Source organism: Amycolatopsis sp. NPDC045836 (genome assembly GCF_056431745.1).
In genome coordinates, this window is the sequence record NZ_JBWKKF010000015.1 from 173,034 (window position 1) to 194,462 (window position 21,429).

Sequence of the window (21,429 nt, forward strand, 5' to 3'; positions counted from 1 at the left end):
GCCACGCCGGTCCCCGGCACGGTCCGGCTGGTGGCGCCGGTGCTCACCTCGGTCACCGGCACCGGTGGCCACGCCGGTCCCCGGCACGGTCCGGCTGGTGCGCCGGTGCTCACCTCGGTCACCGGTACGTCTCGCGGGACGCCCGCTGGAATGGAACTCCGGTCAGCGGCGCGCCCGCTGAGTGGGGGTCAGGTCAGGCGGGCGGAGACGACGATCTCGTCCGCTCGGTCGCTGACGCTGCGGTCGTAGGTGGCGGCGCAGGTGACGAGGCGGAGCTCCGGGCCGTTCCCCGGCGTGCCGGTGTAGTCGGCGGCGGTGGCGGGTTCGGTGCGCTTGGGCCGGTGTTCCACCAGGTAGACGGTGAACTCCGCGGTGGAGCCGTCGGCACGGCCGACGTGCACCACGTCGCCGTGGCGCAGTTCGTGCAGGCGGTGGAACACGCCCTTGGCGAAGGCGTACACCGCGTACCCGCTGATCAGCGACGGACCGGTTTCGCCGGGGGCCGGGCCCGGGGCGTACCAGCCGGCCCGCTTGCCGTCGCCGGGGACCTCCATCGCGCCGCCGGGGGTCTGGCCCAGTTCGGCCAGGCTGCCGGTGACCAGGCCGATCGCCGGGATGCTCAGCGACACCGGTTTCGCCGGGGGCAGCGGGCGGCTGACCGGGGCGGCGGCCTCCCGCGGCGCGACGGCCAGCTCACCGCCGGTCACCGGCACCGCCGCGTACCGGGGGGTGAGCACCAGGGTGACCGCGGTCAGCGCCCCGGTCAGCACCACGACCACGGCCGCGACCACGGTGGCCAGCCGTCCGGTGTCCCCGAGCCCGCGGCGCCCCTCGTCCATGGTCCATTGATCGCCGTCCACCCGGCACGGCGTTACCTCTCCGAGACCCTATCGGTCAATTCATCACCCGGATGAGGTAGGTTAAAAAGTTGTTCACCGGGTTTGACCGCTCGATCACCGGGGAACAATCGAGTTCTGCGGTGGGAGGTCTGGGTGGCGGAGCAACTGGTGGGAGTGCTCGACGTCGGTTCGTTCAGCGCGCGGCTGGTGTTGGTGGAGCGCGGTGGCTCGCCGGTGGAACCGGCGCTGGTGCACAAGACGCGGCTCCGCCTCGACCGCGCGCTCGACGCCGACGGCAGGCTGGGCCAGCGCGGCATCGACTCGATCATCGACGCGGTGCGCGAGGCGAACCGCGTCGCGGCGGGCCACGCGGTGTTCCCCTTCGCCACCTCCTCGGTGCGCGACGCGGTGAACGCCCGGCAGGTGGTCGCGAAGGTGGCCAGGGCGACCGGCACCGAGTTGCGCTTCCTCAGCGGCCGCCGCGAGGCCGAGCTGTCCTTCCTGGCCGCCCGCCGGTGGTACGGCGCTTCGGCGGGTCCGCTGGTGGTGCTCGACGTCGGCGGCGGCACGGTCGAGATCGCCGCCGGGACCGGTGAGGTCGCCACCTTCGCGCGGTCACTCCGGCTCGGGGCCCGTGAGATGACCCGCGCCTGGCTGAGCCACGGCGACCGGGCAACGGCCGAGCGCGTGGAGGCGCTGCGCGAGCACACCCTGGACCAGGTGCGCGAAGCGCTCGGCGGGACCGACGAGCTGATCGGCGGCGCCCGTGCCATCGGCTGCTCGAAGGTGCTGCGCCAGCTGGCCCGCCTCGCCGGGGCGAGACCCCAGCGGGACGGCGACTTCGTTCCGCGCACCCTGCACGTCGACGACCTGCGCCGCTGGATCCCGCGGCTGGCCAAGCTGCCCGCGAACCGGCGCGCCGAACTCCCCGGCATCTCCCGCTGTCGCTCCCGGCAGGCCCTCGCCGGGGCCATCGTGGCCGAGGCACTGCTGACCGTCTGCGGTGAGCGGGTGGAGATCTGCCCCTGGTCCACCACCGAGGGCCTGCTGCTGACCATGCTGGACGGCGAGTCCGCCGGCGGCCTGCGCGTCGCATAGCCGTGCCCCGGGTGGGGTACCCCCGGTCAATGGTCACCCACGTGAGCCGGGACGCCTATCTCGGTACCTACCTCAACGACCACCTGGCCGCCGTGACCGGCGGCGCCAACCTGGGCCGCCGGATGACCGCCGCCGAGCGCGACTCCGACTACGGCCCCGAAGTCCGGCGGCTGGCCGCCGAGATCGCCGAGGACCGGCGCAGCCTGCTGGAAATCATGAGCCGCCTCGACGTGGTCCTCGCCCGGCACAAGGCGGCGCTGGCCTGGGTGGGGGAGAAGGCCGGGCGGCTGAAGTTCAACGGCAAGCTGTTCCGCCGCTCCCCGCTGAGCCGGGTGGTGGAACTGGAGGCGATGCGCCTCGGCGTGGACGGCAAGGCCGCGTGCTGGCGGTCGCTGCGGCACCGGGCGGTCGCCGACTCCCGCCTCGACGTGACCGCGCTCGACCGGTTGCTGGAGCGCGCCGCCGCGCAGAGCGAAGCCGTGGAACGGCTGCGGATGCGCGCGGTCACCGAAGCCTTCGGCTAGGGGTGGTTGTCAACCGGCGCGATCGCGGGTACCCCGGGGGTATGCGTGAACAACAACGTCGGCCGTCCGACGACAACGACGAGGACCAGCCGCTCTCGGCGGAGGTGCCCCGGACACCCCACCCCGACCTCGACCCGCGGGGCACCAAGGACGTCGACGTCGACGACCTGCCCAACACCGGTGAGGTGGAGGTCCCGCCGACCGGCGAGAAACCCGAACCGCCCGACTGACCGATGAGTTTTGCGGGATGGGGCAGTCTCTCCTGGGTACGCGATCCAGGAGGAGCCCAGTGACCCAGTTGCTCAAAGTCCAGAACTTCACCGTCTCGCACGACGGCTTCGGCGCCGGTGACAACCAGAGCCTCGAGCGGCCGTTCGGTGACGCCGACCCCGGCGGCATGTTCGCCTGGGCCGGCGCCACGGCGAGCTGGCCCAACCGCACCGACCCCGGTGGCAGCCGCGGCCTCGACGACTACCTGGTCCGGGATTTCCACCACGGCATCGGGGCGGAGATCATGGGCCGCAACAAGTTCGGCCCGCAGCGCGGGCCGTGGACCGACTGCGAGTGGCAGGGCTGGTGGGGTGACGAGCCGCCGTTCCACACCCCGGTCTTCGTGCTGACCCACCACGTCCGGCCCTCCTTCACCCTGTCCGACACCACCTTCCACTTCCTCGACGCCGAACCGGCCGAGGCGCTCGAACAGGCCAAGAAAGCCGCGCAGGGCAAGGACGTCCGGCTCGGCGGCGGCGCCACCACCATCCGGCGGTTCCTCGACGCCGACCTCGTCGACACCCTGCACGTGGCCGTCTCGCCGGTGGAGATCGGTTCCGGTTCGCGGTTGTGGGAGTCGCCGGACGAACTGCTCGACCGCTTCCACCGCGACGTGGTCCCCAGCCCCACCGGCGACGTGACCCACCACCTGTTCTGGCGGAGGTGAAGCCTACGGCCGCCGCCGGACCGGAGCGCGGCCCGGCGGCTGGACCGGGGCGGGCAGCGACGGCGCGGCCGGAATGGGCAGCACCGTTCCCTCCTCGGTCACCTCGGCCTCCTCGCCGTGGTGCCGGATGTTCAGTTCGCCACCGCTGATCAGCCGGTACTTCGCCTCGTCGGCGGTGATCTCGACGGAGAAGTGGCTGCCGAGGAAGATCAGCCGGAACGCCACCCGGTCCAGCCCGCGCGGCAGGCGCGGGGCGAAGGACAGGCTGCCGTCGTGGTCGCGCATGCCGCCGAGCCCGGCCACGGTGGCCAGCCACGCCCCGGCCAGCGAAGCCATGTGCAGCCCGTTGCGGACGTTGTTGTGCACGTCGTGCAGATCGGTGAAAGCGGCTTCGGCGAGGTAGTCGTACGCCAGGTCCAGGTGCCCGACCTCGGCCGCCAGCACCGCCTGCGTGCCGGCCGAGAGCGAGGAGTCCCGCACGGTCCTCGCCTCGTAGTAGGCGAAGTTGCGGGCCTTCTCCTCGGCGGTGAACGCGTCCCCGCGCAGGTGCATGGCCAGCACCAGGTCGGCCTGCTTGACCACCTGCTTGCGGTACAGGTCGAAGTACGGGTAGTTCAGCAGCAGCGGGTAGTTCTCCTGCGGGGTGCCCTCGAAGTCCCAGTCCACGTGCTGGGTGAAGCGCTCGGCCTGCGGGTGCACCTCGAGCAGGTCGTCGTAGGGGATGACCATCTCGTCGGCGGCCCGCCGCCATTCGGCGACCTCGCCGGAGTCCACTTCGAACGCCGAGGCGAGGTCGGGGTGCCGTTCGCAGGCCGCCGCCGCCTCACGCAGGTTCCGCTGCGCCATCAGGTTCGTGTAGACGTTGTTGTCCGCGATCGCCGAGTACTCGTCGGGACCGGTCACGCCGTCGATCCGGAAGCCGCCGTGCCTGCCGTGGTGCCCGAGCGAAAGCCACAGGCGCGCGGTCTCGATGAGGATTTCGGTGCCGCAGTCGCGCTCGAAGTCCTTGTCACCGGTGGCGGCCACGTACCGCGCGACGGCGTCGGCGATGTCGGCGCTGACGTGGAACGCGGCGGTTCCGGCCGGCCAGTACGCCGAGCACTCCGCACCGTTGATCGAGCGCCACGGGAAGGCCGCACCACGCAACCCCAGCTGCTTCGCCCTGTCCCGTGCCTTGTCCAAAGTGGAGTGACGCCAGCGCAGCGCGTCGCGCGCGGCCTCCGGCATGGTGTAGGTGAGCACCTGCAGCACGAAGGACTCGGTGTCCCAGAAGGCGTGCCCGTCGTAACCGGGACCGGTCAGCCCCTTGCCGGGAATGGCCCGGCTCTCGCCGCGGGCCCCGGCCTGCAGCACGTGGAACAGGGCGAACCGGACCGCCTGCTGGAGTTCGGGGTCACCGTCGATCCGCACGTCGGCGGACTCCCAGAACTCGTCGAGGAACTGGCGCTGCTCGGCGAGCAGCCCCTCCCACCCGGTCTGCAGCGCCCCGTCCAGCGCGGCCTCCACCTGGGCGCGCAGCGCCGGTGCCGACCGCTGCGCCGACCAGCCGTAACCGAGGTACTTGGTCAGCGTCAGCTTCTCGCCCTTGGGCACGTCCACGGCGGCGGTCAGCCGGGCCAGGTCGTCCTCGGCGTGGATGCGGGTGCGCAGCCCGTCGGTGGTCTCCAGGCGGTGGTCCATCGCCGCGGCCATGCGCAACCCGGACTCCCGCGTGTGGTGCACCAGCACCGCGCGGTAGTTCTCGGCCGTGGCGAACTCGCCGACCAGCGGTGAATCCAGCGCGGCCGACACCCGCGGGTCACTGGTGTCGGATTCGATCGGCTCGTTGGCCAGCAGGTCGGACTGCACCACCAGCTGGATCTCCCCGTCCAGCGGCTCCACCTCGTAGCGGATGGCCGCCACCGCGCGCTGGGTGAACGACACCAGCCGCTCGGTGTGCACCCGGACCCGGCGCCCGGTCGGCGAGGACCACTCGGTGGTGCGGCGCAGTGTGCCCGCCCGGAAGTCGAGCACGCGCTCGTGCGCGGTGGCCTGGCCGTAACGCATGTCCAGCGGCTCGTCCTCGACCAGCAGCCGGATGATCTTGCCGTCGGTCACGTTGACCACGGTCTGCCCGTCTTCGGGGTAGCCGTACCCGGCTTCGGCGTAGGGCAGCTGGTAGGACTCGTAGAACCCGTTCAGGTAGGTGCCCGGCAACCCGCGCGGTTCACCCTCCTCCAGCGTGCCGCGCAACCCGATGTGCCCGTTGGACAGCGCGAACGTCGATTCCGTTCGCTGCAGCTGCTCGACGTCCATGCCGATCCACCGCAGTTCCCACTGCGACCGGCCGGACTTGTCGTAGCCGTTCGTCACTTGCCCTCCAGTAGTTCGGCCAGGTCATCGACGACGACGTCCGCGCCCGCGGCACGCAGTTGCCCGGCCTGGTCCTCGCGGTTGACCCCGACCACGTAACCGAATCCGCCCGCCTTGCCTGCCTGGACCCCGGACAGGGCGTCCTCGAAGACGGCGGTCGCGGCCGGTTCGCTGTCCAGCGCCCGGGCCCCGGCCAGGAACGAGTCCGGGGCGGGCTTGCCGCGCAGCCGCTGCTCGACGATCGCCACGCCGTCGATCCTCGCTTGCACGAACTTGGTCAGGTCGGCCCCGTCGAGCACCTTCGCGCCGTTGGCCGAGGAGGTGACCACACCGATCTTCAGCCCGGCGTCGCGAACGGCTTCGAGGTAGCGCACCGAGCCGGGGTACGGGTTGACCCCGCGCTCTTCGATGATTTCGAGCACCAGGACGTTCTTGCGGTTGCCGACCCCGTGCACGGTGTGGCGGTCGGGCGGGTCGTCCGGGGCGCCTTCGGGCAGGGTGATCTGCCGTGAGGCCAGGAACTCCCGCACGCCGTCGTACCGCGGCCGCCCGTCGACGAAGTCGGCGTAGTCGCGATCGGTGAACGGCTGGAAGCCCTCGCCGTCGCGGGCCAGCAGGAACTCGTCGAAGGTCTGCTTCCAGGCCAGCTTGTGCAGTGCGGCGGTGCCGGTGAGCACGCCGTCCAGGTCGAACAGGCAGGTGGTGATCCCATCGGGCAAACCAAGCATGTCCGAACCGTACCGGCGGTGGCGCGCGGGCGCCGGGTTTCACGCGCCGCGCGCGGCGAGGAAGCGGTGGTACCCGGTTCGGCCGCGAGCCGGTGCCGGTCCCGGCCACCCACTGCCAGTTGAGCTGGTTGTCGGCCACGTCGGCGTCGACCAGGTGCGCGCTGAGGTGCCGCGCCCCCGCCCGCCAGTCCAGGTACCGGGTTCTGACCGGGAAGCTGCCGGTGAGCAGCCGGGCGCGGTTGTGCATCCAGCCTTCGCAAAGCAGCTGCCGCACGAACGCCTCGGCCCCGGCCGACGACCCGGCCCGGTGCACCAGCTCGTTCGCCGAGATCGAACCGAAGTGCAGGTGCGGTGACAGCCGGGAGGTGCCGTTCCCGGCCAGGTCGTCCTGCATCCGCGGGTACTCGGTGATGAGCCCGTCCAGCCAGCCGGTCACCCGGTTCCCGGCGCAGCGCGTCCTCACGCCGGTGCGTGGCTCCGCTGACATCGGCGGCCACGTGCACCTGGTCCGGCTTGAACCCGGCCACCTCGGCGACCACGTCACCGCGGTGGATCACCAGTGCCGCACCGAGTCCCCTCAGCCCGGCGTCGAGGTCGCGCAGGCAGTCGGCGGACCGCAGCGCGAACAGCGCCCCGGCGGGGTGGGTCCCGCCGGGGCGCCGGGGCTCAGCCCCGGTTGCGTTCCTTGGTGGCGCGGGCCGAGCGGGTGCAGACCTCACCCACGTCCACCGTCTGCCCGCGATCGGCGAACACGTCGGTCAGCCCGACGACCTTGCCGCGCGGCGAGGTGCAGGTGAGCGTGTACGCCTCCTTGGGCCCGTAGGTGGTCGGGATCGGCGAGGCGAACTCGACCCTGGCGGTCCAGTCGTCCGGCGTGGCCGGATCGGCCTGGTCGTAGTTGACGAAGACGGCCAGGTAGTCACCGGCGGGCGGGTCGAACAGCACGGCCCGTTCCTGGCGCGTGCCGCCGTTCGCCGAGGAGGTGACCATCTTGCCGGTCGAGTCGAACACGTAGACGTCCCAGTCGGTGGCCGTGCTGGCCCAGTCGGCGGCCACGGTCAGCCTGCCGTTGTCCACCGCGGGCAGCCCGTCGACGTGGAACGGCACGCTTTCCACGTTGACGTCGTCGTTCGGGTAGTCCTGGTTCTCCGACGGCACCCCCGGCGGGTTGGCCAGCGCGTACCCGGGCTGCGGCGGGCCCTGCGGGTCGCGGCCGTACCGCCCGGCCACGTACGGGCGGGTGGACGGGTTGACCGACCAGGCGAACCGGCCGCCGGTGGCGGTCAGCCGCGAATCCAGCTTGTCGGTCACGTAGATCGGCGCGCCGGTCGAACCGTCCGGGTTCTGCACCGGCGAGGTCGGCGTCTGGAAGGTCTTGTGCAGCCTCAGTTCGTAACCCTTCGGCGCCGAGCCGATCAGCGTGGAGTGCGCCGCCGGGTCGGCCGCGTTGGCCAGCATGTCGATGAACGCCTGCCGGTTGCCGCCCTTGCCCGCTCCCGCTGCCGGGGCGAGCCCGGCGTACTCGGCGATCACCCCGTCGGCGAACGGCGGGTGGAACTCGTTCGGGCCGATCTCGAAGGTGAAGCCCCAGCCACCGGTGGCCCAGTAGGACCAGTCCTCGGTGGACCCCGTGGTGTCGTAGAGCGCCCACGACGGCTGGTTGGTGTAACCGTTGCGGGAGGCCATCTTCGCGCCGAGCGCGGCGTAGGCGGGCTCGTCCAGCGGGGCGCGCACGTCGGCCACGCCCGGCACCCGCAGCACCAGGTTCGAGTAGGTGTGCAGGGTGATCAGGTTGGTCACCTGGCGGGTCGACACGATGGAGCGGATGTTGCGGGTCTCCGGCTCGGAGAACGGGCCGGAGCCGCGGAAGGTGTCGTCGCTCCACGCCGTTGCCGCGCCCGCGCCGCCCCAGAACCCGGCGTAGTTGCGGTTCGGGTCGGTGCCGCGCAGCCTGCCTGCCGGATTGGCCTTGCACACGCCGGTCGCGTACTGCGGCGGGGAATCGGCGGCGTTGCAGTTCTTCCGCTTCATCTCGTAGTCGAACAGGGTGAAGTCCCCGCGCGGCTCGGCTTCGCGGGAGATGGAGAAGCCGTCGGGGTTGACGATCGGCACCACGAGGTTGCGGGTGCGGCCGACCAGGTCCTTCAGCTCGGGGTTGTTCGTGCGGTAACCCTTGACCAGGTCGTGCAGCCATTCCATGGCGTGCTCACCGGCCGGCCATTCGCGGGCGTGGTGCACCCCCATGGTGAAGTTCACCGGCTTGCCGTCGGCCGGGTTCGTCACGTTGGTGGCCACCTCGGCGGCCACCACGTCCCGGCCTTCGACGGTGGCTTCGGGCAGGGTGAACGCGCGCACCAGGTTCGGGTTGTTCCTGGCCAGCTCCTTCACCTCGAACTCGTAGTCGTAGAGGTGCCGGTAGGCGGTGCGCCCGGACGGCAGCGCGCTCGGCGGCGCCTTGGCCGCGAACTCGGCGTCGGTCTTGGCGTTCTGCACCGACTTCGCCGACAGGTCCGCGATCACCACGGTGGACTGCAGGCCGCTGGCGGCCAGCTTGCCGCGGTCCTCGGCACCGGACAGCACCACCTCGACACCGGTGGCGTCGGCCTTCTCGGTCACGTCCAGGCCGAGGTCCAGCAGCCGGTCCTTGTCCTGCTTGGCCGGGGTGTGCACGCGGACCAGTTCGGCCTTCTCCGGGGTGCCGCCCTGCGGGGTCAGCGCCAGGAAGTCCACGCCGAGCACGGCGTTGCGGGCCGGACCGGCGTAGCGGCACGCCTGCACGACGAGCTGCTGGCCCTGCTTGACGAAGCTCTCGGCCAGTTCACGGGTGCGCAGCCCCGCCGAGGCGGCGACCACCTTGCCGGTGGCCTTGTCGAACACCGCGAGGTCCCAGTCGCCTTCGCTGCCGCGCGAGGGCGAGAGGCGGGCCTGGACCAGGCCGTCGACCGAAGCGGTCACTTCGCGGCGGTCCGCGCCCGGCGCGTTCTTCGGCAGTGGTGCGGCGAAGCACGACCGGTTGACCGGTTTGTCCGCTCGGACCACGTTGTCCGCCGCCGTCGCCGTGGTCGCCGAAGCCAGTCCGGCCGCGAGCGCCGCGGCGAGCGCGGCTGCTGTCGCCACCCTGCGGAGTCTTCTTCGTCCCGGTGAATTGCCCACTGTCCGGCCCTCCCAGAAAGTCGTTGTCCCGCAGGGGATTCGTCCCGCCGGTACACCGGATGAGGACTGTAGACGGTCGGCGGTGGTTAGGCGATGGGCCGAAAGTCGGTTCAGTCCAGCGGACGAACGCGGCGCAGGCGAACCGCGTCGGTGCCGCCGAGGCGGTCGAGGATGCCCGCCAGCAGCGCGCGGGCGTCCTCGACCCTGGTGGCACCCCATCCGGCCTCCAGTTCGGACTCCAGCGCGGCCCGGTGCGCTCGCGCGGATTCGACGGCGCGGCGGCCGAACGCGGTCAGTTCGAGCAGGCGCGCCCGGCCGTCGCCCGGCGCGGGTGTCCGGGTGAGCACCCCCCGGCGGACCAGCTCGGCGGCCGCCTTCGAGGCCGCCTGCTGCGTCACGCCCATGCGCTCGGCGAGGGCGGACACCGTCAGCGGCCCGGTGAGCACGTGCTGCACCACGAACCCGTCGTTGAACCGCAACTCGCCGAAGCCCTCCTGGCTCATCCGCCGCTGCACTTCGCCGGTCATCGCCCAGCCGGCGAACAGGGCGATCAGCGACAGCTCGGTGCGGGCGGGGTCTACCGGTGGCTCGCTCATCCGGCTAAAGTACACAACCATGGTTGTGCAATCGGCGGTGGTCCCGGTGGCGGTCGCGGACGAGTTCGTGCGCGTGGCCCACCGGGTGGTCTGGTGCTCGATGGCCACCGTCGACCGGCTCGGCCGCCCGCGGTCACGGGTGGTGCACCCGTACTGGGAGCGGGACGGTGACGCGCTCACCGGCTGGGTGACCACCCGGCCGACCCCGCTGAAGCGCGCGCACCTGGCGCGCACGCCGTACGTGTCGTGCTCGTACTGGGATCCACGGCACGAAATCGCGGTCGCCGAGTGCGAAGCGGAGTACGCGGAGTCGTCGGAGTGCCGGCGTCACGTCTGGGAGCTGTTCGGCGCCGCCGACCCGCCGCTGGGCTTCGACCTGCGAATACTGGGGGTGGACGACCCGCTGGACGAGCGGTTCACCGTGCTGCGGCTGCGGCCGTGGCGGCTGCGCACCGCCGAGCACGGCTGGCGGCGGGCGGGTCGGCCATCCGGCTGAGCCCGGACCGGCCGATGGGCCGTTCCGAGTGGTGAGAGTCACCCCATAGTGTGGCGCTGGTCAGCAAATCGTCGTCCACGGGGAGATTTCGCCAATGCTTCGCAGAACAGGTGCGCTGGTGGCCGGGCTGGCCGCCGCGGGAGCGGTACTGGTGCCGGGAACGGCGGCGGCCGGTGGGCCGACGCCGTTCGTCATCGGCGGGCACGACGCCACCGAGCCCTATCCGTTCATGGTTTCGCTGCAGAACGGGGGGAAGCACTTCTGCGGTGGCTCGCTCATCGCCGCGGACCGGGTGGTGACCGCGGCGCACTGCGTGCAGGGCGCCGAACCGGAGCAGGTGACCACCAGGGTCGGGGCGCGGCAGCACAACAGCGGCGGCACCGAGACCGGGGTGAGCGAGATCGTCGTGCACCCGGACTACGCCGGGCTGAACCCGCCGGGCGGGGACATCGCGCTGCTGAAGCTGGACCGGGCGGTTCCCGAGCAGCCGATCGGGATCGCCGCCGCGGCCGGGGCCGCGGGCACGGCGACCCGGATCCTCGGCTGGGGCGAGCACTGCGCCGAGGAGGACTGCGGTGCGCCGGAGGTGCTGCAGGAACTCGACACCAAGGTCCTGCCGCCCGCGGACTGCACCAACTTCGCGGTGGGCGAGGAGATCTGCACCGGCAGCGACACGCCGGAAGCGATGGGCTGCTACGGGGATTCGGGTGGCCCGCAGATCAAGGGCGGGCCGGGGGAGTGGGAGCTGATCGGCGCCACCAGCCGGGACGGGGACGCGGATCCCAGGTGCGCCAGCGGGCTGGGGGTTTGGACGGATGTGACGGTCTACCGGGAGTGGCTGGAACAGGCGGGGTGATGTGCCGGGGAGTCCACCCCGGGTTTTCCGGTGTGACTGCGGCGAAGACCTCGATGTCAAGGCGGGAAGGATGCCCTGACATCGAGGTCTTCGCCGTGTTTCTGGCGGTGGACCGGGGCGGGGTGGGGGGGCTGGGTGGTGCTGGGGTGGGTGCCCCGGGTGGCGGTCGGTGCCCCACCTCTTGCGTTTCGGGGTGGGTGTTCTGGTAGCGGTTGGCGCCCCGCTCCTTGCGTTTCGGGGCGGGTGCCCGGGGTAGCGGTTGGTGGAGCTGGGTTTGCTGGTGTGCGTGCCTGGGTGGCGGTCGGCGCGAGTTGGGGGCTTCGGGTCGGTTGCCGGGTGGCGGTTGGTTGTGCGCCTGTCGGTGGGTGGCCGGGGTTTCCGGTTGGCGGGAACTGGGGCTCCGGTCGGTGGCGGGTGGCAGTTGGGCAGCGCGACCGCCGGTGGGTAGCCCGGGTTCGCTTGGCGGGGTTGGGTGCTCGTCGGTGTGGGGGCTCGGGTGGTGGTTGGTTGAGCCCTCGCCGGTGGTAGCGAGGGGCTTCGGGTGGCGGGGTTGGGTGCTCGCCGGTGTGGGGGCTCGGGTGGTGGTTGGTTGAGCCCCCGCCGGTGGGTAGCCAGGGGCTCCGGGTGGCGGGGGCTGGTGCTCGCCGGTGTGGGTGGCTCCGGGAGCGCTCCGTTCTGGGGCGCCTCCGGGTGGCGGTTGTTGCCCACCCCCGGCGTTCCGGCTACTCCTCCAGGTCGCCTTCCAGGTCGAGGTAGACCTGGCGCATGCGGGCCAGCAGGTCCGGGTCGGGATCGGCCCACAGGCCCCGGTCGGCGGCCTCGGTCAGTCGTTCGACGATGCCGCGCAGGGCCCACGGGTTCGACTGCCGCAGGAACTCCTGGTTCTCCTGGTCCAGCACGTACGACTCGGAGAGCTTTTCGTACATCCAGTCCTGCACCACCCCGGCGGTGGCGTCGAAGCCGAACAGGTAGTCCACGGTGGCCGCGAGTTCGAACGCACCCTTGTAACCGTGCCGTCGCATCGCGCTCAGCCAGCGCGGGTTCACCACCCGCGCCCGGAACACCCGTGCGGTCTCCTCGCCGAGCGTCCTGGTGCGCACCGCGTCCGGAGTGGTGCTGTCGCCCACGTAGGACACCGGCGCCTTCCCGGTCAGCGCGCGCACGGTGGCGATCATGCCGCCGTGGTACTGGAAGTAGTCGTCGGAGTCGGCGATGTCGTGTTCGCGGGTGTCGGTGTTCTTCGCCGCCACGGTGATCCGCCGGTAGGCGGTTTCCATGTCCGGGCGGGCCGGGGCGCCGTCGAGGTCGCGGCCGTAGGCGTAGCCGCCCCACACCGCGTAGACCTCGGCCAGGTCGGCGTCGTCGCGCCAGTTGCCCGAGTCCATCAGCGGGAGCAGCCCGGCGCCGTAGGAACCCGGCTTCGAGCCGAAGATGCGGGTGGTGGCCCGGCGTTCGTCGCCGTGGTCGGCCAGGTCCGCCTGCGCGTGCGCCCGGACGAAGTTCTCCGACTCCGGCTCGTCCAGCCCGGCCACCAGGCGGACGGCGTCGTCGAGCAACTCGATCACGTGCGGGAAGGCGTCGCGGAAGAAGCCGCTGATCCGGACCGTGACGTCGATGCGCGGGCGGCCCAGTTCCGCCAGCGGGATCGCCTCGATGCCGGTGACCCGGCGGGAAGCCTCGTCCCACACCGGCTGCACGCCCAGCAGCGCCAGCACCTCCGCGGCGTCGTCGCCCGAGGTGCGCATGGCCGCGGTGCCCCACACCGACAGCCCGACCGACGGCGGCCACTCGCCGGTTTCCTCGCGGTAGCGCCGCAGCAGCGAATCCGCCAGCGCCTGCCCGGTCTCCCAGGCCAGCCTGCTCGGAATGGCCTTCGGGTCCACGGTGTAGAAGTTGCGGCCGGTGGGCAGCACGTTGACCAGCCCGCGCAGCGGTGAACCGCTCGGCCCGGCGGCGACGTAACCGCCGTCGAGCGCGTGCAGCACCGCGTCGATCTCCGCGGTGGTCCCGGCCAGCCGCGGCACGACCTCGTCGGCGGCGAAGGACAGTACCTTGTGGACGGTCTCGTCCGGGGCACCGAGCACCTCGGTGCACACCGCGCCGACCGCGTCCGGGGCCCAGCCGCGCTGCTCCATGGCTTCCACCAGCTTGCGGGCGGTGGCTTCGATGGCGTCCACTTCGGACGTCGGCGCGTCGCTGTTCTCCTTGAGCCCCAACGCCGAACGCAGCCCGGGTACGGCACCTTGCCGTCCGCCGAAGATCTGCTGCGCTCGCAGCATGGCCAGCACCAGGTTCACCCTGGCCTCGCCCTCCGGTGCTTCACCGAGGATGTGCAGGCCGTCGCGGATCTGCGCGTCCTTGACCTCGCACAGCCAGCCGTCGATGTGCAGCAGGAAGTCGTCGAACTCCGCGTCGTGCGGGCGTTCGTCCACGCCGAGGTCGTGGTCGAGCTTGGCCGCCTGGATCAGCGTCCAGATCTGCGCGCGGATCGCGGGCAGCTTCGCCGGGTCCATCGCGGCGATGTTGGCGTGCTCGTCGAGCAGCTGCTCCAGCCGCGCCATGTCGCCGTAGCTCTCCGCGCGGGCCATCGGCGGCACCAGGTGGTCGACGATGGTGGCGTGCGCCCGGCGCTTGGCCTGCGCGCCCTCACCGGGGTCGTTGATCAGGAACGGGTAGATCAGCGGCAGGCTGCCCAGCACCGCGTCCGGGGCGCACGACGCGCTCAGCCCCGCCGTCTTGCCCGGCAGCCACTCCAGCGAACCGTGCTTGCCGAGGTGCACCGCCGCGTGCGCGCCGAAGTCCTGCTCCAGCCAGCGGTAGGCGGCCAGGTAGTGGTGGCTCGGCGGCAGGTCCGGGTTGTGGTAGATGGCCACCGGGTTCTCACCGAACCCGCGTGGCGGCTGGATCATCAGCAGCACGTTGCCCGCCTGGATCGACGCCAGCACGATGTCACCGCCGTCGACGTACAGCTCGCCCGGCGGCGGGCCCCAGTGCTCGGTCATGGCCGCGCGCAGGTCCTCGGGCAGGGCCTCGAACCACTCGCGGTAACGCGCCGCGGGCACCCGGATCGGGTTGCCGGACAGCTGCTCCTGCGTCAGCCACTCCGGGTCCTGGCCACCGGCTTCGATGAGCGCGTGGATCAGCGCGTCGCCGTCGCCCTCGTCCACGCCGGGCAGCCCGTCGCCGAGGTCGTAGCCCTGCGCACGCATGGCCCGCAGCAGCTTGACCGCACTGGCCGGGGTGTCCAGGCCGACCGCGTTGCCGACCCGCGAGTGCTTGGTCGGGTACGCCGAGAGCACCAGCGCGATCCGGCGCTCGGCGGGCGGGGTGTGCCGCAGGCGCGCGTGCCCCAGCGCGATCTTCGCCACCCGCGACGCGCGTTCGGCGTCGGGCACGTAACGCGGCAGGCCGTCGCTGTCGGTCTCCTTGAACGAGAACGGCACGGTGATCAGCCTGCCGTCGAACTCCGGCACCGCCACCTGCGACGCCGCGTCGATCGGGGAGAGCCCCTCGTCGTTGCCCGACCAGGTCTCGTGGTCGTTGGTCAGGCACAGCGCCTGCAGGATCGGGATGTCCAGCGCGGCGAACTCGGCCACGTCCCAGGCTTCGTCGTCCCCGCCCGCGCCCGCTTCGGCCGGCTTGGTGCCACCCGCGGCCAGCACGGTGACCAGCAGCGCGTCGGCCCTGGCCAGTTCCGCCATCATCTCCGGGTCGCGGGCGCGCAGGGTGGCGCAGTAGACCGGCAGCGCCCGCCCGCCCGCGTCCTCGACCGCGTCGGCCAGCGCGTGCACGAACGCGGTGTTCCCGCTGAGCTGGTGCGCCCGGTAGTACAGGATCGCCACCACGGGCCCCTCGGTGGTGCTCGGCTCGCGCTCCAGCACCCCCCAGGCCGGCTGCTCCACCGGTGGCTCGAAGCCGTGGCCGGTGAGCAGCAGCGTGTCGGACAGGAAGCGGTGCAGCTGCGCCAGGTTCGCCGGGCCGCCCTGCGCGAGGTAGGCGTGCGCCTCGGCGGCGATCCCGGCGGGCACGGTGGACAACCGCATCAGCTCGGCGTCGGGGGCCTGCTCGCCGCCGAGCACCACCACGTGCGCCCCGCTGGCGCGGACCGCGGCCAGCCCGTCCGGCCAGGTCCGCTCGTTGCCGAGGATGCGGACCACGACCACCGGCACGCCGTCGAGCAGGGCGGGCAGTTCGGCGAGGTCGAGCCGGGCCGGGTTGGCCAGGCGGTAGTCCGCCCCGGCCGCGCGGGCGCTGAGCAGATCGGTGTCCGAAGTGGACAGCAGCAGGATCATGACGCGGAACCGCCTCCAAGGTGTGGGCCGACCCTCACTCTCCGGGGCCGTGCCCGGCCGCGTCAAGGTGATCTAGGCCGAGCGCTCCGAGTCACCGATGCGGGGGAACGGGGCGGTCGAGAAGATCACCTCGACCGCCACCTCGAAGTACTCCGCGATCTTCAGCGCCAGGTACAGGCTCGGGCTGTACTCGCCGCGCTCCAGGTAACCGATGGTCTGGTAGTGCACGCCCAGCGCCTCGGACAGCTGCCGCCGCGAGATGCCGCGCTCGGCCCGGAGCACGGCGATCCGGTTGTAGATCGCCTCACTCATCCGAGGTCACCGTTCACGTCCCCACCCGCTGCATCGCCCGTTCCCGCCGGGCCGCCACCGCCGAACCCGACTCACGGCGGGCCATCCTACGCAACAGCACCGGGGCCAGCACGAGTCCGGCCACCGCCCACACCCCGAGCACCCCCGCGGTCTCCAGGTACCGCCACGACTGGCCGATCTCGGTGACCACCAGCGCGTCCGGCAGCAGCGCCGCGCGCATGCCGAGGCCGAGCCAGTACATCGGGAACACCTGTGCGACCCACTGCACCCACTCGGGCAGCGCGGTGATCGGGTAGAAGATGCCGGAGATCGCCGCCAGCCCCATGAACGGCAGCATCACCAGGGCCATGTTGCGCGGGTTGGCGGTGAGCGAGCCGATCGCCGCGCCCAGCGGCATGGTGGCGACCATGCCGAGCACCAGCACCGCGACGAAGCCGAGCCAGGCCGCGGCACCCCCGGAGAACAGCCCGTCGAACAGGAACAACGCGGGCACCAGGATCATCAGCAGGCTGACCACCACGGTGGCCGAGAGCATGGTGATCTTGCCGATCAGGTAACCGACCATGCCGTGCGGGGTGGCCTTCGCGCGCAGCAGCGTGCCGTCCTCGCGGTCGACCATCAGCTGCCCGGCCACGCCGATCATGCCGCCGAAGACCACCTGCATGCCGAGCACGCCGGGCACCGCGGCGCTGCCGAGGGAGAAGTCGGTGCCGGGCACGGTGGCGCCGCGCATGAAGATCATCACCAGCAGCAGGATGAGCATCGGGATGAGCGTGCCCGCCAGGTCCTCGCCGGTGGTCAGCGTGTTGCGCAGTTCGAGGCGGCCCCTGGCCAGACCGGCCCGGACGGCGTTGCTGATCGGGTTCATGCCGGTTCTCCCGTGAACTCGCGGACGGCTGCGGTGACCTGCCCGGATTCGGCCTGGTGCACCAGGGTCATGTAGGTCTCCTCCAGCGACGCCCGGCGCACCTCCAGGTCGCCGATCCCGTCGCCGTACTGCTTGAACAGCTCGTGCACGAACTTGGTCGACTCGGTGGTCAGGTGCACGAACCGCTGCCCGTCGCGGGTCCAGCGGATCTCCGCCTCCCCGCTGATCCGCCGGGACAGCTCGTCGGCCGAGCCGTCGGCGATGATCCGGCCCCCGGCCAGGATCAGGATGCGGTCGGCCAGCTTCTCCGCCTCGTCCAGGTCGTGCGTGGTGAGCAGGATGGTGGTCCGCTCGTCGTCGGCGAGCCGGTGCACCAGGTCGTGGAACTCCCGGCGGGCCTCCGGGTCGAACCCGGCGGTCGGCTCGTCGAGGAACAGCAGCTCCGGTTTGCCGACGATGCCGATCGCCACGTCCAGCCGCCGCCGCTGCCCACCGGAGAGCCTGCTCACCCGCTTGTTCGCGTGCTCGGCCAGCCCGACGGTCTCGATCAGCTCGTCGGTGTCCCACGGCCGGCTGATCTGCTCGGTGCCGAACGGCGCGTAGTAGCGGCCCAGGTGGGCCAGCAGGTCGCGGACGCGGAAGCGGCCGTGGTCCCGCCACGACTGCAGCACCACGCCGAGCCGGGCGCGCCAGGCTTCGCCGCCGTGTGCCGGGTCCTCGTCCAGCACGGTCACTGAGCCGCCGGAACGCATCCGGAAGCCCTCCAGGATCTCGATGGTCGTCGTTTTGCCCGCGCCGTTCGGCCCCAGCAGCGCCACCACTTCACCCCGGCGCGCGGTGAAGTCGACCCCCTTGAGCACGTCGTTGCTGCCGTACCGCATCCGCAGGCCGCGGACTTCGAGCACGGCGTCCCCGGTGCTGCCCGGTCCGGGCGCCCGGGTGATCGGCTCACCCACCCTCGTCATAGACCTTCACCACCCCATCCGATGTCTCATGCGGATGATAGTACATGTACTACATAGCTTAGGGTGGCGATCGTGGAGATTCGTCAGCGTCCCGATGCCTGCCCCGGGGTGTTCGCCACCCACGACGCGGCGGACGGGGCGCTGGCGCGGGTGCGCCTGCCCGGCGGCCGGGTCACCGCCGCGCAACTGCGGGAGCTGGCGTCGTGCGCGGAGGACCTCGGCGACGGCGAACTCCACCTGACCTCGCGGGGCAACCTGCAACTGCGCGGCCTGGACCGCGACGACCCGCGGCTGGCGCGGCGGCTGGCGGCGGCCGGGTTGCTGCCGCGACCCGGTCACGAACGGGTCCGCAACTACCTCGCGTCGCCGGTGCCCGAGGTCGACGACCTGGTCGCCGCGCTGGACCGGGCCGTCTGCGCCGAACCGGCGCTGGCCGGGCTGCCGGGCCGCTTCCTGTTCGCCGTCGACAGCGGGCGCGGGGACGTGGCCGGTGAACGCGCCGACGTCACCTGGTGCGACGGTGCCTTCCTGATCGACGGCGCGGACACCGGCGTGCGCGTGCCGCGTGCGCGGGCCGTCGAAGCGCTGGTCACCGCGGCGCTGGCGTTCCTGGCCGCTCGCGGCCAGGCGTGGCGGCTGCGGGAAGCCGAACCGGCGCGGGCCCGGGTCGTCGACGCGGTCCGTCCGCTGGGGACGGTGGTGCGGCCGGTCGAACCACCGCGGTCGGCGCCGCCCGCGGTGGACGGCCGCGTGGTCGCGCCCTGGTTCGGCTGCCTGTCCGGGGCCCAGGCCCGGGCCCTGGCCGCGCTGGCGCCGGGGGTGGTGGTCACGCCGTGGCGGTCGATCGTGCTGCCCTCGCCGCACCCCGAACTCGCCGAAGCCGGTTTCTTCGCCGACCCGGCGTCCCCCGGCGTGGCGTTGAGCGCGTGCATCGGCTCACCCGGCTGCGCCAAGTCGAACGCCGACGTCCGGGCCGACGCCGCCCGCGTCGCCGCCGCGCTGCCGGTGAGTCTCCGCGCACATTTCTCGGGGTGCGAGCGCCGCTGTGGTAGACCCCGGGGCGATCATGTCGACCTGGTGGCCACCCCCGGTGGTTACTCGGTGGACGGGCAGGAGTTCTCGTCGGCGGACGAGTGGCTGGAAGGACGCGTGTGATCGACTACATCCGGGACGGGGCGGAGATCTACCGCCACTCCTTCGCCACCATCCGGGCCGAGGCCGACCTGGCCGTGCTGCCGGGGGACCTGGCGCCGGTGGCGGTGCGGATGATCCACGCCTGCGGCATGGTCGACCTGGTCGAGGACCTCGGTTACACGCTCGACCTGGTGGAGTCCGGCCGGGCCGCGCTCGAGGCGGGCGCCCCGGTGCTCTGCGACGCGAACATGATCGCCAGCGGCATCACCCGCAAGCGCCTGCCCGCGGCGAACGAGGTGCTGTGCACGCTGTCCGACCCGGCCGTGCCCGCGCTGGCCGAGCGGATGGGCACCACCCGCTCGGCCGCCGCGCTGGAGCTGTGGCGCGACAAGCTGCCCGGTTCGGTGGTGGCCATCGGCAACGCGCCGACCGCGTTGTTCCGGCTGCTCGAACTGCTCGACGAGGGCGTCGGCGCGCCGGCCGCGATCATCGGCGTGCCGGTGGGTTTCGTCGGCGCGGTGGAGTCGAAGGAGGCGCTGGCCGAGCGGGCTCCCGCGCCGTACCTGCTGGTCCGCGGGCGGCGGGGCGGCAGCGCGCTGGCCGTGGCCGCGGTGAACGCGATCGCGAGTGAAGCCGAATGAGCGGCGTGCTGTACGGGGTCGGTCTCGGCCCCGGCGACCCGGAACTGGTGACCGTCAAGGCGGCCCGGCTGATCGCCGAAGCCGACGTGATCGCCTACCACAGCGCGCGGCACGGGCGCAGCATCGCCCGCTCGGTCGCCGAGCCGTACCTGCGGGAAGGCCAGCTGGAGGAGGCGCTGGTCTACCCGGTGACCACCGAGACCACCGACCACCCCGGCGGTTACGACGGCGCCATCGCCGAGTTCTACGAGCTGAGCGCCAAGCGCCTGGCCGGGCACCTCGACGCCGGGCGGTCGGTGGTCGTGCTGTGCGAGGGCGACCCGTTCTTCTACGGCTCCTACATGTACATGCACGAACGCCTCGCCGACCGGTACGAGGCGCACGTGGTGCCCGGGGTGACCTCGGTCAGCGGCGCGGCGGCGGTGCTGGGGCTGCCGCTGGTGCAGAAGGAGGAGGTGCTGACCGTGCTGCCGGGCACGCTGCCCGGCCCGCAGCTGGCGATGGAACTGGCCGACGCGGACGCGGCGGCGGTGCTCAAGCTCGGCCGCACCTTCACCACCGTGCGCGACGCGTTCGCCGAGGCGGGCAAGCTCGACGACGCCTGGTACGTCGAACGCGCGACCTGGGGCACCCAGCGGGTCGAACGGCTGGCCGAGGTCGACCCGGACTCGGTGCCGTACTTCTCGCTGGCCCTGCTGCCCAGCCCGGCCTACGCCGCCCGCACGCGGCCCGCACCGGAACCCGTGGCCGGCGCGCCGTCCGAGGGGGCTGTCGTGGTGGTCGGCCTGGGGCCCGCCGGCCCGGACTGGCTGACCCCCGAAGCCGCCGCCGAGCTGGCCGCCGCCGACCACCTGGTGGGCTACGGCCCGTACCTGGCCAGGGTGCCGCAGCGCGCCGGGCAGCGGCGGCACAGCTCGGGCAACCGGGTGGAGGCCGAGCGCGCGGTCGAGGCGCTGGAACTGGCGTTGTCCGGCGAGCGGGTCGCCGTGGTCTCCTCGGGTGACCCCGGCGTGTTCGCGATGGCGTCGGCGGTGCTGGAGCAGGCCGAGGACCCGCGGTTCGCCGCGCTGACCGTCCGGGTGGTGCCGGGCGTGACCGCCGCGCAGGCCGCCGCCGCCCGGGTCGGCGCCCCGCTCGGCCACGACTACTGCGTGCTCTCCCTCTCGGACCGGCTGAAGCCGTGGGAGATCATCGAACGACGGCTGGACGCGGTGGGCGCGGCCGACCTGGTGCTCGCCATCTACAACCCCGCGTCCCGCACCCGCACCACCCAGCTGGCCGCCGCGGTGTCGGTGCTGCTGCGCCACCGGTCCCCGGACACCCCGGCCGTGGTGGCCCGCGACGTCGGTGGCCCGGAGGAATCGGTGCGGGTGGTCACCCTGGCCACCCTCGACCCCGGTGAAGTGGACATGCGGTGCCTGCTCATCGTCGGCTCCTCCCGCACGAAAGCGGGCGCTGACGGCACGGTCTGGACCCCGCGCACCTACTGAGGGCGCGGGGTTACCAGCTCCAGGCGGAGCGCGTTTCCGGCCGGTGTCGCTGTCGTCGCCGCGGTGTTGGCGGAACCCGGGTGCGGCTCCGCGCCCGGGTTCCGCCAGCCACAGCTCCGGGTCGAGCGCGCTTTCCACCGGAACTCGC

General features: G+C 72.4%; 18 protein-coding genes and 1 pseudogene. 9 read left to right on the forward strand and 10 right to left on the reverse strand.

Annotation, left to right across the window (positions count from 1 at the left end):
- Nucleotides 1-188: 188 nt before the first annotated feature.
- Nucleotides 189-839 carry a sortase domain-containing protein gene (locus tag AC07EG_RS27685; RefSeq protein WP_478256120.1) on the reverse strand — a complete coding sequence of 217 codons (651 nt, stop codon included), beginning with the start codon at nt 837-839 and terminating at the stop codon, nt 189-191.
- Nucleotides 840-992: 153 nt separating this feature from the next.
- Between AC07EG_RS27685 and AC07EG_RS27690 the strand changes: the two genes are divergently transcribed.
- From AC07EG_RS27690 to AC07EG_RS27705, 4 genes are read left to right on the forward strand one after another with little or no spacing between them, the layout of a single operon-like run.
- Nucleotides 993-1,937: a Ppx/GppA phosphatase family protein gene (locus tag AC07EG_RS27690; protein ID WP_478256121.1), complete on the forward strand. Its 945-nt coding sequence runs from the start codon at nt 993-995 to the stop codon at nt 1,935-1,937.
- A 29-nt stretch (nt 1,938-1,966) separates the two neighbouring features.
- Entirely contained in the window at nt 1,967-2,461 is a 495-nt protein-coding gene (locus AC07EG_RS27695; protein ID WP_478256122.1) for a hypothetical protein, read from the forward strand.
- 41 nt (nt 2,462-2,502) lie between these two features.
- Entirely contained in the window at nt 2,503-2,691 is a 189-nt protein-coding gene (locus tag AC07EG_RS27700; protein ID WP_478256123.1) for a hypothetical protein, read from the forward strand.
- A 59-nt stretch (nt 2,692-2,750) separates the two neighbouring features.
- Nucleotides 2,751-3,398: a dihydrofolate reductase family protein gene (locus AC07EG_RS27705; RefSeq protein ID WP_478256124.1), complete on the forward strand. Its 648-nt coding sequence runs from the start codon at nt 2,751-2,753 to the stop codon at nt 3,396-3,398.
- 3 nt (nt 3,399-3,401) lie between these two features.
- Here the strand turns inward: AC07EG_RS27705 and AC07EG_RS27710 are convergent, their stop codons facing one another.
- The 5 genes and pseudogenes from AC07EG_RS27710 to AC07EG_RS27730 form a co-directional block, all read right to left on the reverse strand.
- Nucleotides 3,402-5,693, reverse strand: coding sequence for a glycoside hydrolase family 65 protein (locus AC07EG_RS27710; RefSeq protein WP_478256154.1), 2,292 nt, complete (start codon nt 5,691-5,693; stop codon nt 3,402-3,404).
- A 53-nt stretch (nt 5,694-5,746) separates the two neighbouring features.
- On the reverse strand, nt 5,747-6,478 hold the full coding sequence (locus tag AC07EG_RS27715; RefSeq protein ID WP_478256125.1) for an HAD family hydrolase: 732 nt from the start codon (nt 6,476-6,478) through the stop codon (nt 5,747-5,749).
- Between the two features lie 88 nt (nt 6,479-6,566).
- A pseudogene (locus AC07EG_RS27720) lies at nt 6,567-6,965 on the reverse strand (FAD-binding domain-containing protein); the annotation flags it as partial.
- A 179-nt stretch (nt 6,966-7,144) separates the two neighbouring features.
- Complete coding sequence (locus tag AC07EG_RS27725) at nt 7,145-9,595, reverse strand: M14 family zinc carboxypeptidase (RefSeq protein ID WP_478256126.1); 2,451 nt, start codon at nt 9,593-9,595, stop codon at nt 7,145-7,147.
- Between the two features lie 146 nt (nt 9,596-9,741).
- Complete coding sequence (locus tag AC07EG_RS27730) at nt 9,742-10,227, reverse strand: MarR family winged helix-turn-helix transcriptional regulator (RefSeq protein WP_478256127.1); 486 nt, start codon at nt 10,225-10,227, stop codon at nt 9,742-9,744.
- Between the two features lie 19 nt (nt 10,228-10,246).
- Between AC07EG_RS27730 and AC07EG_RS27735 the strand changes: the two genes are divergently transcribed.
- Together AC07EG_RS27735 and AC07EG_RS27740 are read left to right on the forward strand one after the other, a co-directional pair.
- Nucleotides 10,247-10,723 (forward strand): pyridoxamine 5'-phosphate oxidase family protein, encoded by a 477-nt coding sequence (locus AC07EG_RS27735; protein WP_478256128.1) that lies wholly within the window; start codon nt 10,247-10,249, stop codon nt 10,721-10,723.
- A gap of 94 nt (nt 10,724-10,817) precedes the next feature.
- Nucleotides 10,818-11,579, forward strand: a complete 762-nt coding sequence (locus AC07EG_RS27740; RefSeq protein ID WP_478256129.1) for a S1 family peptidase — start codon at nt 10,818-10,820, stop codon at nt 11,577-11,579.
- Nucleotides 11,580-12,301: 722 nt separating this feature from the next.
- Here AC07EG_RS27740 and cobN read toward each other — a convergent pair.
- The 4 genes from cobN to AC07EG_RS27760 all read right to left on the reverse strand — a co-directional run bounded on the left by cobN (nt 12,302) and on the right by AC07EG_RS27760 (nt 17,932).
- Nucleotides 12,302-15,871, reverse strand: coding sequence for a cobaltochelatase subunit CobN (cobN, locus tag AC07EG_RS27745; protein ID WP_478256130.1), 3,570 nt, complete (start codon nt 15,869-15,871; stop codon nt 12,302-12,304).
- Nucleotides 15,872-15,943: 72 nt separating this feature from the next.
- Nucleotides 15,944-16,183, reverse strand: a complete 240-nt coding sequence (locus tag AC07EG_RS27750) for a helix-turn-helix transcriptional regulator (protein ID WP_153034440.1) — start codon at nt 16,181-16,183, stop codon at nt 15,944-15,946.
- A 13-nt stretch (nt 16,184-16,196) separates the two neighbouring features.
- On the reverse strand, nt 16,197-17,051 hold the full coding sequence (locus AC07EG_RS27755; protein WP_478256131.1) for an ABC transporter permease: 855 nt from the start codon (nt 17,049-17,051) through the stop codon (nt 16,197-16,199).
- Nucleotides 17,048-17,932, reverse strand: a complete 885-nt coding sequence (locus tag AC07EG_RS27760) for an ABC transporter ATP-binding protein (RefSeq protein ID WP_478256155.1) — start codon at nt 17,930-17,932, stop codon at nt 17,048-17,050. The genes AC07EG_RS27755 and AC07EG_RS27760 overlap by 4 nt, the downstream gene beginning before the upstream one ends.
- A 156-nt stretch (nt 17,933-18,088) precedes the next feature.
- On the opposite strand from AC07EG_RS27760, the gene AC07EG_RS27765 reads away from it, so the two are divergent.
- Genes AC07EG_RS27765 through AC07EG_RS27775 form a run of 3 tightly spaced genes read left to right on the forward strand, consistent with a single transcriptional unit; the run spans nt 18,089 to nt 21,281 of the window.
- On the forward strand, nt 18,089-19,171 hold the full coding sequence (locus AC07EG_RS27765; protein WP_478256132.1) for a precorrin-3B synthase: 1,083 nt from the start codon (nt 18,089-18,091) through the stop codon (nt 19,169-19,171).
- Nucleotides 19,168-19,791, forward strand: a complete 624-nt coding sequence (locus AC07EG_RS27770) for a precorrin-8X methylmutase (protein ID WP_478256133.1) — start codon at nt 19,168-19,170, stop codon at nt 19,789-19,791. The genes AC07EG_RS27765 and AC07EG_RS27770 overlap by 4 nt, the downstream gene beginning before the upstream one ends.
- The gene (locus AC07EG_RS27775) at nt 19,788-21,281 is read left to right on the forward strand and encodes a precorrin-2 C(20)-methyltransferase (RefSeq protein ID WP_478256134.1); all 1,494 of its coding nucleotides are present in this window, start codon (nt 19,788-19,790) and stop codon (nt 21,279-21,281) included. Before AC07EG_RS27770 ends, AC07EG_RS27775 begins: the two co-directional genes overlap by 4 nt.
- Nucleotides 21,282-21,429 lie beyond the last annotated feature (148 nt).